The following is a 14,417-nucleotide window of genomic DNA, read 5'->3' as shown; positions in this document are numbered from 1 at the left end:
TTTGCGGGCCGAAGAGTGTTTTCCACGAGCACTATAGGGCAACCGCAACGCTTTGTGTAGTCTGCATTTTTGATCACTACAGATAGATCGTCGATGAAATGCCTAAACTCCGCCCACACAATATCGTGCTGCTACACCTGCATAGAAACGGCAGCCGGGCTCAAAAAATTTGTTTGAGAAGCGCAGCGTCTTTACAAGTGCACGGGCAGCTGATCGCGCAAGACAGAGGCAAAGACCCGACGCTGATGCGGCGCCACGCGATGTTCGACGAGGTAAATTCCCTGCCACGTACCCAATGCCAATTGGCCCTCATGCAGTGGAATGGTTAGGAATGTCGGTAAAAGCGCGGCTTTTATATGCGCAGGCATATCATCCGCACCTTCATAAAGGTGGGTCAAATATGACATGGAAGGATGGGTTGCCGGCGGCACCAAACGATCAAAAAACGCCGTTAAATCAGAGCGCACATCCCTGTCAGCGTTCTCTTGAATCAACAAGCTTGCTGAACTGTGCTGAACGAATAAATTTACCAGACCGTTGCCTTGCACCCACTGAGCGATCTGATCGGTAAACTCATACAGCCGCGGACCATTTGTTTGTATAGTGAAAGTCTTTTGAAGCATACCCGCGCTACCGGTTTTTCGGGTTTAGCCAGCGCATACCAAACTGCCCTATCTTCACAAAAATGCATTGGGTGCATCTGGCCGGTAAAACAGACCAAATAGCGTGTTTATTGATCTAAGAAACTACGCAATTTACGCGAGCGTGACGGGTGCTTTAACTTGCGCAAAGCTTTGGCTTCGATCTGCCGGATCCGCTCGCGCGTCACGCTGAATTGCTGACCCACTTCTTCAAGCGTATGATCCGTATTCATACCAATGCCGAAGCGCATGCGCAAAACCCGCTCTTCCCGCGGCGTGAGCGATGACAGCACGCGCGTAGTGGTTTCTTTCAAATTCTCTTGAATAGCACTGTCTAATGGCAAGACAGCGTTAGAATCCGGAATAAAATCGCCCAGCTGCGAATCTTCTTCATCTCCGATCGGGGTTTCGAGTGAAATTGGCTCTTTGGCGATTTTCATCACTTTGCGCACTTTTTCCAACGGCATTTGAAGTTTAGCAGCCAATTCCTCGGGCGTTGGTTCGCGCCCAATCTCATGCAGCATCTGCCGGCCAGTGCGTACCAGTTTGTTGATGGTTTCAATCATATGAACAGGAATACGAATGGTTCGCGCCTGATCAGCGATCGACCGGGTGATCGCTTGGCGTATCCACCATGTCGCATAGGTTGAAAACTTGTACCCACGCCGGTATTCAAACTTATCCACCGCCTTCATGAGGCCAATGTTACCTTCTTGTATTAAATCAAGGAATTGTAAGCCGCGGTTCGTGTATTTTTTAGCAATTGAAATCACCAAACGCAGGTTTGCCTCAACCATTTCTTTCTTGGCTTGGCGGGCTTCTTTCTCACCTTTTTGCACCTGCGCGACTATGCGTCTGAATTCGCTGATATCCAAACCGATATATTGACCAACCTGCGCCATATCATTGCGCAACCCTTCCGCTTTATCGGAGGAGCGTTCGATGAACATTTGCCATCCCCGGCCAGCTTTCTCAGCCATGCGTTCCATCCAATTGGGATCGAGTTCATGGCCCCGATATTCATCGATAAACTCACGGCGGTTGATCCGCGCTTGATCCGCCAATTTAACCATTGAACTATCAATCTGCATGATGCGCCGATTGATGCCATATAGCTGATCAATCAAGGCCTCAATTCGGTTATTGTGCAAATGTAGCCCATTCACCAGCTCGACAATTTCAGCGCGCAACGCCTGATATGTTGCCTCTTGTGTCTCGGTAAAGCTGCTATCTTCGTTCAAAGTCGCCGAAATCCGCGAATCTTGCATGTCGGATAATTTGATATAATCGGATGCAATACGATCAAGCGTTTCAAGCACCTGAGGTTTCAGCGCCGCTTCCATTGCCGCCAAAGACAGGTTGGACTGATCATCATCGTCATCGTCATCATCATCGGTCAGTATTGGATTGCCATCTGCATCCAACTCTTCGGATTGGGCCTCTTTTTGCTGCCCAACCGCGACATTGCCGTTTGCCAGAACATTTTCGCCTTCACCATCTTCTTCCATTTGATTGCCGAAGGTGGTTTCCAAATCGATCACTTCGCGCAGAAGAATATCTTCGCTTAGCAATTCATCGCGCCAAATCGTGATCGCCTGAAACGTCAAAGGGCTTTCACATAGCCCAAGGATCATCGTGTTGCGCCCTGCCTCGATCCGTTTGGCGATCGCGATTTCACCTTCACGGCTGAGCAGCTCAACCGAGCCCATTTCACGAAGGTACATGCGCACGGGATCATCGGTGCGATCAAGCTTTTCGGTTTCACCCGAAGAAAGCGCCACATCTTTACCGCCTGTCACCGCGACCAGATCCGTGGCTCCTTTTTCTTCTTCTTCGATCTCTTCATCTTCAATGATATTGATGCCCATTTCAGACAGCATCGACATCACATCTTCAATTTGTTCGGAAGAAACCTGATCGGGTGGCAAAACCTGATTGAGCTGATCGTATGTTATATAGCCACGCTCACGCGCTTCACCGATCATTTTCTTGACTGCGGCTTGACTCATATCAAGGGAGATCTCCGCATCCTGATCATCTGTCTTGCGATCGTCGGTGTCTTTAGCGGCCATTTGGGACTCCTAATTTAACGCGAGTGATTCGTTACTGACAAGAAATAACGGAATCACATGATTCGGCCACCCCGTGTATAGTACTTTATTTACTGTTATCCCTCTATTTAGTCAGTTTTTTGGCTTTTGAAAGGAAATTCCCCCCAAAATTTCATCGAATCGGTCTTTTTCACTGCGGTTGATTCGCGCACCGTTCTGCGCCATCTGATATTGAACCTTATCTTCTTGAACTGCTTTTAAGGAATTATGCCCCGCCTCAGCGGCTTCCTTCAGACGCCAAACAGCGGTTTCATCCAAGGCCTCCTCTCCGGCCTCTTGCAACTCTTTCAATTCTGCGGCCAGACCTTTTCGGCTGGAAAGTTTCCCCAAAGCCTCCAAAATTGTAGCGCGCGCATTCTCTGTTTGATCCGAATTCAGCAAACCGGCGGCCATACGCACATGTCCCGCAGAAAACAGTTTTTCGATCACCTGAGGCCCTAGCGCAGCGGCAATCTGCGCCTCTAACTCAGAGCGCGTTTGATTTTTGCTTTGCACCATGATGCGGAGCATTGCATCTAAATTTGGATCATCAAAATCCACGCCTTCGAGGAAGCTGCGCACATCCTTCAACACAGCTGGGCAGACCAGCACGGCCGCAACGATCACCGCCTCATGGATATATTGGGCAACCCTATCATTACCTGAGGCGAGCGCTGAGGCCTTGGTGCTTTGCTGAGGTTTTCCCGGCAGGCTTGCCGCTTGACCACGCTTGCCGCCCCGCTTGCCATGGTTTCGAAACAAGGCCCAGCGCAAATCTTTCAGCGCCGTTTCATAATGCAACCGCAGTCCGTGATCCTTGATCAACTTAGTTTTAGTTGCCAACGCTTTATCCAAGCCGGCTTTGCGCTCCGGGCTATCAAACGGTCCAGCCGCCATTTCGCGCTGCCAGAGCAGCTCAACCATTGGCATCGCTTTTTGTAGCAATTTGCGCAAGGCGCCGGCCCCAGATTGGCGGATGAGATCGTCTGGGTCTTGGCCTTCGGGCATCAAGGCAAACCGCAAAGCACGGCCGGCTTCCAACGCCGGCAACGCCAAATCGATCAATCGGTAGGCTGCTCTCAAGCCAGCTTTATCGCCATCAAGTGCCACAATAGGCTCGGGGGTCATGCGCCATAACAGCGAGAGCTGGGTTTCGGTTATGGCTGTGCCCAGCGGCGCAACCGCGGCCTCAAAGCCCGCTTCAACCAATGCGATTACATCCATATACCCTTCGGCTACAATCAATGGTTGATCCGGTCCAACGGCCTTTCTGGCAGGGCCCATATTGTAAAGCGTGCGCCCTTTATCGAACAAAACAGTTTCAGGAGAATTAAGGTATTTGGCCTTGGCAGCCGGATCAAGCGCGCGCCCGCCAAAAGCAATGCACTGCCCACGGGCATCACGAATAGGAAACATGATCCGTCCACGAAACCGGTCATACGGGGCTCTGCCCTCTTCGGGCTGGATACAAAGGCCTGTTTCAATAAGCTTTTCAGGGGCAACACCGGCAGCTTTAAAATGCTGTATAAGCGCAGAGCGATCTTCTGGCGCAAAGCCAATGCCAAAGCGCGCTTGCGCCTCTTCAGACAGCCCACGCCCAGACAAATAGCGCCGCGCATCAGCAGCGGCGTTTGTTTTCAGGCTTAAGCGAAAAAAGCGAACCGCTTGCTCCATAACATCGACAAGCGCACCTTTTTGATCCGCTTTCTCTTTTGCCTGCGGATCGCGGGCCGGCATGCTCAGACCAGCCTCTGCGGCCAAAATCTCTACCGCCTCTATGAAGCTCACATTTTCTGTATCTTTTACGAATGTAATAATATCGCCCTTGGCCTGACAGCCAAAGCAATAAAAATAACCTTTGGTGTCTTCCACGTGGAACGAGGCCGTTTTTTCTTGATGAAACGGGCATGGCGCCCACATATCACCGCGGCCCTGATTGGATTTACGCAGATCCCATGTGACCTTCTTGCCCACAACAGCACTTATGCTGACGCGGCTCCGCAACTCATCCAAAAATCCAACTGGCAGGCTCATGGGCTGAATATCGGAGCTTCCTAAGGCGAAGTCTAGTACTGAGCAAAAAGAAACAAACTTTTTACGCCCCCGAGCAATTCAAAAAAGCACGATCTGGCTTTAAAGCCCTTTTGTTTGATAACTCTCTGCGACTTTGCGAATGGCGACCAAATAAGCTGCGATGCGCAGATCGGTGACGTTTTGATCACTATGCCAAAGCGCCCGCATTGCCTGCATCGCGGCGCGCATCGTATCATCCAAACCCGAGCGCACCAACTCTAACTCACCCGCGCCCTGAACAAAGCGTTTTTTGAAATCTGCACTCATGCTCCAATCAGCGCCCATTTGGGTTGAGAGGCGTTCCAATTCGTCCAATAACATGAGGCTGCGTGCCTCTTCCTGACGGCGCTGCATCCGGCCAAATCTGATATGGCTAAGATTCTTTACCCATTCAAAATAAGAAACGGTTACGCCCCCCGCATTTGCATACATATCCGGAATGATCACGCAGCCCTTTTCGCGCAATATTTCATCAGCGCCCGCCGTTACTGGCCCATTCGCCGCTTCGATGATCAACGGGGCTTTGATCCGCGCTGCATTTTCTAAATTAATCACGCCCTCCAAAGCCGCAGGGATCAATATATCGCAATCATGCTCAAGCAGCTTGGCGCCCTCTGGCACAAACACAGCATCCGGGTAATCTTTAAGACCCCCTGTTGTGTTTCTCCAATCTGCAACGCCCTCAACATTCAGCCCGGTTTCGTTTATGAGCGCGCCGTCGCGCTCGATCACGGCAATAATTTTAGCGCCATCTTCCTGGGATAAAAACTTTGCAGCATGAAACCCGACATTGCCAAGCCCTTGAACAATCACGCGCTTGCCTTCTAAAGACCCGCTCAACCCCGCGCGCTGAAGGTCTAATGGCTCACGAAAAAATTCTTGCAACGCATATTGAACACCGCGCCCCGTGGCCTCAACCCGCCCCGCAATTCCGCCCGCGTTCATCGGTTTGCCAGTGACGCACGCCTTGGCATTGATATCGGTTGTGTTCATGCGAGCATATTGATCTGCAATCCAGGCCATTTCACGTTGCCCCGTGCCCATATCAGGCGCGGGTACGTTTTGGCTGGGATGAATCAAATCACGCTTAATCAGCTCATAAGCAAACCTGCGGGTAATCAGCTCAAGCTCATGCTCTTCGTAAAGCGTTGGGTCAATACAAAGCCCACCTTTAGAGCCGCCAAACGGCGTATCGACCAAAGCGCATTTAAAGGTCATAAGCGCCGCCAAAGCTTCCACTTCGTCTTGGTTCACCCCTAAAGAATACCGAATGCCCCCTTTTACAGGTTCCATATGTTCAGAATGAACCGAACGATATCCCGTGAAGGATTTTATTTCACCGCGTAATCGCACGCCAAACCGCACCGTATAAGTGGCATTACAAATCCGGATTTTTTCTTCCAACCCAGCCGGCAAATCAATCAAGCGAACTGCCCGATCAAACATTCTTTCAACGCTTTCGCGAAAGCTAATTTCCGTTTTCACCCTGCAATCTCCCCCAAACCATAAATATAAAAATAAAACTCGTTCGGCCCAACACATATCATATTTCTCACAACCCCAAGAAAAATTATGGCAGAAAGAACGCGAGGCCTTATGTGGTTAGACGCGCACTTCATAGCCGGGCTGTTCGGGCTCATCATCAATTAATTCGGCCGGAAAACCATCTGCGCGCACATCTAACCCGGTCACCTCTTCTAAGCGCTTGATAATATTTGGGGATAACTCACGCGCCCCAAAGCGCTTAATCCCATCTTGAAAGATAGAGATTAACAATGGATTCAATTCGAGCGGTATCGAAGCTCGATCTGCAACCTCTTGAAACAAGCCAATATCTTTTGCAACCAGATCCATCGTAAACGACACATCGCGGCTGCCATTTAAGATTAGCTGGCTTTCTGTTTCATGCACAAATGACGTACCCGAAGAGATTTTCAAAGCCTCATACGCCACTTTAAGATCCATGCCCGCCCCTTTGGCGACGGTTAAGGCTTCCGCGCAAGACACCAGATTTGCCGTGGCCATATAATTTGTGATTACTTTTAGAATACTAGCAGATCCCAGATCTCCGGTATGCAAAATACGCCGCCCCATTTTTGTAAGAAACGGCAAAACCGCCTCAAAACTGTGCCGGTCACAACCAGCGAAAATGCTAATATTTCCCGTATCTGCACGATGACATCCGCCTGAAACAGGACAGTCCACGGCTTGTCCGCCTTTGGCCTGCACCAACGCACCAAGTCGTTTGACTTCCGCTTCGTCTGTGGTCGACATTTCCAACCAGATTTTACCGGGCTTTACATGCGCAAGCATCGCTTGAACCACCGCGGCAGAAGCGGCTGGATTTGGCAAACAGGTGATCACTATGTCACAGCTTTGCATCATTTCAGCCGGGCTTACTCCGTTTTTGGCGCCCTTTGCCACAAACGCCTCCACCAAAGCCTCATCCAAATCATGAACCTGTAAAGATACACCATTGCGCAGCAAACTGCCTGACAATTTGCCTCCAACATTTCCCAAACCAATAAATCCGACCTGCATCTTATTTTCTCCTGAGTTTTTTAAAACTTAGTGGTTTCCAAACCATTGTTCAGTCTGTTTCCGACCTTCCAGCGCCGAATACTTCCCAGCTTGGCGGCTTGCCCAATTTCAAACGGTTCCTTTTTTAAACACCAAATGTGCCAGCACCAAGTTTAGCAAGCCATTTTCAAGTTTCAAAATTCCGAGTGCGCCTTCAGAGCCGGTTTTTACGGCACATTGAAATCGTAACCACGCTGGAAAATCGTAAACACGCGGATCTGTTCGCGCAACGGTCAGCCTAGACAGGCGCCAGGAAATAAGACGCCCATCAACCGTACGCGGCGCGTTTCGGCGCGATCGCTGGTTCAAGCAAAGAAAAGCAGATCACGGTTTGCTGGCAGGCACGCCCAACATGCGAAGCACAAGGTCACGGTACAGCGCAATAATTTCATCCTTTGTTAAGCGGCCTTCGCCGTCAAACCAAGTGCCCACTTCTTTCAGCATTCCTAAAATGGCGAAACTTGTAATCTTTGGATCTTCAACCGAAAAAATACATGCCCCTTGTCCGGCCGTAATGATAGATTCCAGCTCTAATTCATAGCTCTTGCGCAAAGTTTCAATCTTAGCAAAATTTGACTCAGAAAGATTGCGTAACTCCATATAGGCGATAAACACTGCCTCTGATTTATCCAGATGATAATTCAAATGGCAGGTCACGAATTGCAACACCAGTTCTTCGGGGGCGGTATCCGTTTTTTGCGAACGCCAAGTCTGCAACAAATCAGTAAGATGCGTATGCATCAAATCATACAATAAGGATTGTTTATCCGGTGTGTAATTGTAAAGCGCACCCACTTGCACGCCAACCTCTGCCGCGATCTGACGCATAGACACAGCCGCATATCCGTAAAGCGCAAACAGCTTTAAAGCGGCCAGTCGGACTTTTGGGCCAGTTTTTAATGCGTGAGATCCAGAGGTTCGAGCCATAACACAGCAATATATGAACACTTGTTCAAATAAAAGCATCAGATGATTTTCTGTCAATCTTTTACGGTATGAGGAACAGAGTGATTGCAGCGCTGCGGTGAAAACGCTAGAGCAGGAGTCGTTTTTATATAAAAAATCGGATTGTAGATGAGCGCTCCATTACGACTGGGAATTGCCGGATTGGGCACCGTGGGTGTCGGTGTTGTAAAAATAATTGCAGAAAAAGCTGCCTTGCTGCGCCAGCGTACGGGGCGCGAGATAGTTATAACGGCAGTGTCAGCGCGCAGCGCGCAGAAAGACCGCGGTATTGATCTAGCGCCCTATGCATGGGAAGCGGATCCGGTTGCTTTGGCCAAGCGCCCGGACGTCGATATATTTGTTGAATTGATGGGCGGCCATGAAGGGCCAGCCAAAGAGGCAACCGAGGCTGCCTTGAACGCGGGCAAAGATGTGGTCACGGCGAATAAAGCGCTGTTGGCGCATCACGGGCAAAAACTGGCCGAAAAAGCGGAAAATGGCGGTAAAGTGCTGCGTTTTGAGGCTGCTGTTGCGGGTGGTATTCCAGTGGTGAAGGCCTTGACCGAGGGGTTGGCCGGAAATGACATCACCCGCATTTTAGGCGTGATGAACGGCTCTTGCAATTACATCCTGACGCGCATGCAAACCGCAGGTTTGTCCTATGCCGATGTTTTTGCCGAGGCTGAAGCGCTGGGCTATCTAGAAGCGGATCCCGAACTGGATGTGGGCGGGATCGATGCAGGGCATAAATTGGCTTTGCTTTCTTCGATTGCTTATGGCACCGCGGTAAATTTTGAAGGCGTAGAGCTTGAAGGCATTGGACAAATTTCGATCAATGATATCGAACAAGCCGCCGATATGGGGTTCCGCATCAAATTGCTAGGGGTATCTCAATTCACCGATCGCGGTTTAGAACAGCGCATGACCCCCTGTTTGGTACCCGCACAATCGCCGCTGGGGCAATTGGAAGGCGGCACCAATATGGTGGTGCTGGAAGGAGACAATGTGGGGCAAATTGTGCTGCGGGGCGCGGGCGCTGGTGAAGGCCCCACCGCAAGCGCAGTTCTGTCCGATATTTGCGATCTGGCCCGTGGCACGCGCATCAGCACGTTTGGGCAACCCGCCAAATCGCTTCGACGCGCGCAAACCACGCAAAGCGTGACGCCTGCCCCGTTTTATCTTCGGCTTCAATTGCTCGATAAGCCCGGAGCCTTGGCGCGCGTTGCCGCTATCCTAGCTGACTCAGGGATCTCGATCGATCGAATGCGCCAATATGGCCATTCCGAAGAAACCGCCCCTGTTTTGATCGTAACGCATAAAACCTCGCGCCAGGCCTTAAACAAAGCCTTGGCCGAATTGCCGAACACGGATGTATTGGCCGCCCAGCCGGTGGCGCTTCGCATTGAAACGGTTTGAGCAAACCACCCTTTGCTCCTAGTAAAAGGACTTAAAACAAAAATGACAAAAACAGATTTTAGTGATCGGATGCTGTCTTTAGGGCTGGCGCGCGTATCAGAAGCCGCGGCCCTGGAATCAGCTGATTTAATTGGCCGAGGTGACGAGAAAGCTGCTGATCAAGCGGCCGTGAACGCGATGCGCGACCAATTAAACAAACTGGATATTGCCGGGGTGGTAGTGATTGGGGAAGGCGAGCGCGATGAAGCCCCTATGCTCTATATCGGTGAAGAAGTCGGCACCGGCAATGGGCCTGGGGTGGATATCGCTTTGGACCCGCTAGAGGGCACTACGCTGACCGCCAAAGATATGCCAAATGCATTGACCGTGATCGCTATGGGTCCGCGCGGTTCAATGCTGCATGCGCCAGACGTATATATGGAAAAATTGGCCATTGGGCCGGGTTTTCCCGATGATTTGCTGCATCTTGATATGAGCCCGGCGGAGCGAATTATGACGCTGGCCTCTGCCAAAAATTGTTCTGCATCTGATTTGACCGCCTGCATCCTTGACCGACCAAGGCACGAAAAAATGATTGAACAAGTGCGCAGCACGGGGGCAGCCATTCGCCTGATCACAGATGGGGATGTGGCCGGTGTTATGCATTGCGCAGAACCAAGCATCACGGGCATTGATATTTACATGGGCGATGGCGGGGCCCCAGAAGGGGTTTTGGCAGCCTCTGCGTTAAAATGTATGGGCGGGCAAATTTTCGGTAGGCTTTTATTCCGCAATGAGGATGAAAAAAAACGCGCTTACAAAGCCGGTATAACCGATTTAAATCGTATCTATGCGCGCGATGACATGGTTACCCAAGATGTGATCTTCGCGGCAACCGGCGTGACAGGCGGTTCGCTCTTGCCGGGGATAAAGCGTGAGATTGGATTTCGAACAACCGAAACCTTGCTCATGCGCTCTAAAACCGGCTCTGTGCGCCGAATGAGCTATCGCGTTCCAACGGAGCCGCGCGATTAAAGGAGATGGTTTGGCCTTTCTAAACGTTGAGTCTTCGATCTCCGGTCGCCCCTGGATGGGGCCATCTGACGCGACGCGCCGTGCCGCTGAAACACTTGCACAAGATCATGACCTGCCTTTTGCCGTCGCTGCAGTATTAGCGCGGCAAAATATTTCTGGCCAAGAGGCCAAACCCTATCTTAACCCGCAATTGCGTGACCTATTGCCGGACCCCTTGCGATTGCGCGATATGGATAAGGCGGCCAGTCGCTTGATTGAGGCGATGCTCAAAAAACAGCGAATCGCGATTTTTGCGGATTATGATGTTGATGGGGCCACATCGGCAGCTTTGTTGATCACGTGGCTAAAACATTTTGGCCAAGCCGCAACGCTGTACATCCCGGACAGAATTGAAGAGGGATATGGCCCCAATGAACCAGCAATGCAAAACTTGGGTCAACATCATGATCTGATTATCTGTGTGGATTGTGGAACGCTGAGCCATGCCCCTGTGCAGGCCGCGCAACCTGCCGAAGTGATCATTTTAGATCATCATTTGGGGGCAGAGACGCTGCCCCAATGCTGCGCGGTTGTGAACCCTAACCGCCAAGATGAAGACAGCGACCTTGCGCATTTATGCGCTGCCTCTGTGGTATTTTTATGCCTTGTAGAAGCGGGTCGACAATTGCGAAAAATGGATCAATCAGGTCCAGATTTGATGCAAATGCTCGATTTGGTGGCTTTAGCGACGGTTGCCGATGTTGCCCCCTTAATCGGGGTGAACCGCGCATTTGTCCGCCAAGGTCTGCGCATTATGGCGCAGCGCAAACGCCCTGGCATGACGGCCCTTGCAGATTGCGCAAACTTACAAAGCCCGCCCAGCAGTTATCATCTTGGATTTGTTTTGGGCCCGCGCATCAATGCGGGCGGCCGCGTCGGACAAGCGGATTTGGGCGCAAAATTACTTATTTGCGATGATCCCTCTCACGCACAAGCCCTGGCTGAGCGCCTTGAAGAGCTGAACCAAGATCGCAGAGACGTGGAGGAAAGCGTGCGCTTAGCGGCGATCGACCAAGCCAGCGAGCGCGGTTTAGAGGGCCCCCTTGTCTGGGCCGCCGGCGCAGGGTGGCATCCAGGCGTCGTGGGAATTGTTGCCGCGCGGCTAAAAGAAGCCACCAATCGCCCAGCCATCGTTATTGGATTTGACGGCAAGTCGGGCAAGGGCTCGGGCAGATCCGTCAGCGGTGTTGATCTAGGCGCGACAATTCAAAAATTGGTGCAAGAAGGAATGATTGAAAAGGGCGGCGGACATAAAATGGCGGCTGGTCTGAGCCTAACAGAAGCCCAACTGGCCCCGGCAATGGCGCGTTTGTCTGACTTGCTTGCAAAACAAGGCAGCGCCGCAGGGGGCGCAAAAGATTTACAACTCGATGCGTTACTAATGGCCTCTGCAGCTTCCCTTGAGCTTTATGAAGATCTGGAAAAAGCTGGGCCCTTCGGATCGGGGGCTCCTACGCCGCGCTTTGCCTTTAGCGATATGCGTCTGTCTTTTGCAAAGCGCGTTGGGGATCAGCACCTCAAGTTTCGCGCGCAAGATCCCGAGGGCGCGGCGCTTGAAGGCATTGCATTTAATGCGTTTCAAACGGCGCTTGGCCCTGCTTTGCTTGCGCATGGGGGAAAACGGTTTCACTTGGCAGGAAAATTAAACCTGAACATCTGGAACGGACGAAAATCCATTCAATTGGTGCTCGATGATGCCGCGCTGGCCTAGATTGAAATGCCAGCAGATGGTTTTAACACTCCCAGTTCAATAAAAAGTGGATTTTTTAAAAATCACTCAAATTTCGCTTGCAAGCCCCTTGGTCATTGCCTAAAGACACGGCACGAAGCGATAGTGGCCCGTTCGTCTATCGGTTAGGACGCCAGGTTTTCAACCTGGAAAGAGGGGTTCGATTCCCCTACGGGCTGCCACGTTTTTAAAACCCCTTATTTACATGACAAAAACAGGCTTCGGTTAAAGATATTTCCCGCAGGTTTTTCCCGTAGGTCGTGACTGGTAATATTTTCCTCAGACATTCCGCTTCAATTTCAAAGCTACGGGGACATAGGGAATCGTACACTTTTGCAATGTAATTAAACTAGCCCTGCTTAATCGGTGGGGTCATTTTTCGATAATGTTCTGCACAATCAATCTTGTAGAAACTTCGGGTTGTTCCATATGTTGACCACTCCAGAACAGGCGTTAGTCCGGCTATCACCAAAAAATTCAAGTAAATGCTCTACGGTATCAAGCCACGTAACTTCTTCGTCTTCCGTTTCAATTTTTTCTTCTAAACCTGCGATACCTAACTCGTAAAATTCCTGTTCATCAGTTTGAATAATTGTCTTGCGTATTTTCATAGGAATTTCTGATGGGGTCATCACGAAGTCTAGAAACTCATCCACACAGCCTTCTTTGACCCGATACTTTACAGCCGACAGTACCTTAGTTTTGTTTTGCAACTGCAATTCATTTTGGTCATTATGCCAATCAAACAATATTGCTCCTGAACATGCATCTGTCCTACTGCCATTAGAGAACTTAACTAACATATGTTCGACAGTATCTAACCAATTCACCCCCGTTTCTTCTTTCGTAATCATATCATCTAACTCAGGTACCATAGTTACATTAAGTATTTCAGAATCTGAGATTTGAAGTGTGTATTGAACTACCGCTTCTTCCGAACCAGTCTTTGTTATTTCATCAAACATTGAACTCATATGGCCTGGTTTTACGACGAAACGAACAATAGATGCGAAGACTGGTTTGGGGGCATTGGCCGCTGCGATGGAAGACAATGTTTGCACTCTTTCAACTATAGATGTCTCTTCTTTCATTTTGAGGTCGTTATCAATCGTCTCATCTTTCCCGACGGAATACCCCTCTGTTTTTGGGAAACTTTTAGAAGCAGAGTGCCTTTTCCAGTACAGTAAATTGAAACCTTGGTCGGCATAAGTATCTACTGTCACTAGCTCCCAGCCTTGAGATCCCATATCGTTAAGGTGGCTGGAATAATTTTGTGGGTTAAACTCCCGAGAAATCTTTGTGTTCGTATATTCCCATCGAGAGTTCATAGTTCAGTTAATCGCCTTAGTTTTTGACCACATATTTAAACTACGGGACATTAATCAAAGGTCAAACTTATTTCTTATTTTTATCTTTCTGAGTGATTAGGTTTTAAGCGAATGCTGGTGGCGTAGATTGATATAAATTGGGCGCTTATACTATCGCCTCAGAACGTATTTTTTAACCCTTTAGTTAAACAATTTTTACTTTCCACCGTATTTTCTTGCACAAAGCAAATTAGAAGTGAGGTGGTAATATGAATTTATACACTCACACTATGGCAACCAATTTTGCTGTTACGAGCGTATATTCCAAAGCGAACAATGTGTTGGAACCCAAGCAATCGGGTCGTTTACGTCGTAACAAGAAACATAAAGATGGAGTGGAAGTCTCGATAACCCGTGACAGTCCTACCCAAAACCATGAAGAACTTTTAAATATGCTAAAAGGTCAGTTCGGTTAGTCTATCTGCCGTGGGTACATACTTCGTATCTGGCCTATACGGTACCCCACTGGTGACAAGTTCATTGGCTACTTGCTAGAGTTAGAGCCAATGGCAATCCTTTCAAT

10 protein-coding genes and 1 tRNA gene are annotated in these 14,417 nt (G+C 49.8%); 4 read left to right on the top strand and 7 right to left on the bottom strand.

Going from position 1 to position 14,417, the window contains the following annotated elements; all coding sequences use genetic code 11:
* Positions 1-191: 191 nt before the first annotated feature.
* The 6 genes from UM181_13600 to UM181_13575 all read right to left on the bottom strand — a co-directional run bounded on the left by UM181_13600 (position 192) and on the right by UM181_13575 (position 8,311).
* Positions 192-623: a secondary thiamine-phosphate synthase enzyme YjbQ gene (locus UM181_13600; protein ID WQC62341.1), complete on the bottom strand. Its 432-nt coding sequence runs from the start codon at positions 621-623 to the stop codon at positions 192-194.
* A gap of 107 nt (positions 624-730) precedes the next feature.
* The gene (rpoD, locus tag UM181_13595) at positions 731-2,713 is read right to left on the bottom strand and encodes an RNA polymerase sigma factor RpoD (GenBank protein ID WQC62340.1); all 1,983 of its coding nucleotides are present in this window, start codon (positions 2,711-2,713) and stop codon (positions 731-733) included.
* Positions 2,714-2,824: 111 nt separating this feature from the next.
* On the bottom strand, positions 2,825-4,765 hold the full coding sequence (dnaG, locus tag UM181_13590) for a DNA primase (GenBank protein ID WQC62339.1): 1,941 nt from the start codon (positions 4,763-4,765) through the stop codon (positions 2,825-2,827).
* Between the two features lie 99 nt (positions 4,766-4,864).
* Positions 4,865-6,250, bottom strand: a complete 1,386-nt coding sequence (locus tag UM181_13585; protein ID WQC64764.1) for a Glu/Leu/Phe/Val dehydrogenase — start codon at positions 6,248-6,250, stop codon at positions 4,865-4,867.
* A 156-nt stretch (positions 6,251-6,406) separates the two neighbouring features.
* A complete protein-coding gene (locus UM181_13580) occupies positions 6,407-7,345 on the bottom strand; it encodes an NAD(P)-dependent oxidoreductase (GenBank protein WQC62338.1) in 939 nt (312 codons plus the stop codon).
* 363 nt (positions 7,346-7,708) lie between these two features.
* The gene (locus tag UM181_13575; protein WQC62337.1) at positions 7,709-8,311 is read right to left on the bottom strand and encodes a TetR/AcrR family transcriptional regulator; all 603 of its coding nucleotides are present in this window, start codon (positions 8,309-8,311) and stop codon (positions 7,709-7,711) included.
* A gap of 147 nt (positions 8,312-8,458) precedes the next feature.
* Between UM181_13575 and UM181_13570 the strand changes: the two genes are divergently transcribed.
* The 4 genes from UM181_13570 (at position 8,459) to UM181_13555 (ending at position 12,709) form a co-directional block, all read left to right on the top strand.
* On the top strand, positions 8,459-9,745 hold the full coding sequence (locus UM181_13570; protein WQC62336.1) for a homoserine dehydrogenase: 1,287 nt from the start codon (positions 8,459-8,461) through the stop codon (positions 9,743-9,745).
* A 42-nt stretch (positions 9,746-9,787) separates the two neighbouring features.
* Entirely contained in the window at positions 9,788-10,759 is a 972-nt protein-coding gene (gene glpX, locus UM181_13565) for a class II fructose-bisphosphatase (GenBank protein WQC62335.1), read from the top strand.
* 10 nt (positions 10,760-10,769) lie between these two features.
* Positions 10,770-12,509: a single-stranded-DNA-specific exonuclease RecJ gene (gene recJ / locus UM181_13560; protein ID WQC62334.1), complete on the top strand. Its 1,740-nt coding sequence runs from the start codon at positions 10,770-10,772 to the stop codon at positions 12,507-12,509.
* A gap of 125 nt (positions 12,510-12,634) precedes the next feature.
* Positions 12,635-12,709, top strand: a tRNA-Glu gene (locus UM181_13555).
* Between the two features lie 216 nt (positions 12,710-12,925).
* On the opposite strand, the gene UM181_13550 is transcribed toward UM181_13555, so the two are convergent.
* Positions 12,926-13,750 (bottom strand): hypothetical protein, encoded by an 825-nt coding sequence (locus UM181_13550; GenBank protein WQC62333.1) that lies wholly within the window; start codon positions 13,748-13,750, stop codon positions 12,926-12,928.
* Positions 13,751-14,417: the final 667 nt, after the last annotated feature.

It is taken from the genome of Alphaproteobacteria bacterium US3C007 (assembly GCA_034423775.1).
GTDB lineage: Bacteria > Pseudomonadota > Alphaproteobacteria > Rhodobacterales > Rhodobacteraceae > Thalassovivens > Thalassovivens spotae.
This window is presented reverse-complemented; position numbering and strand designations above follow the sequence as displayed.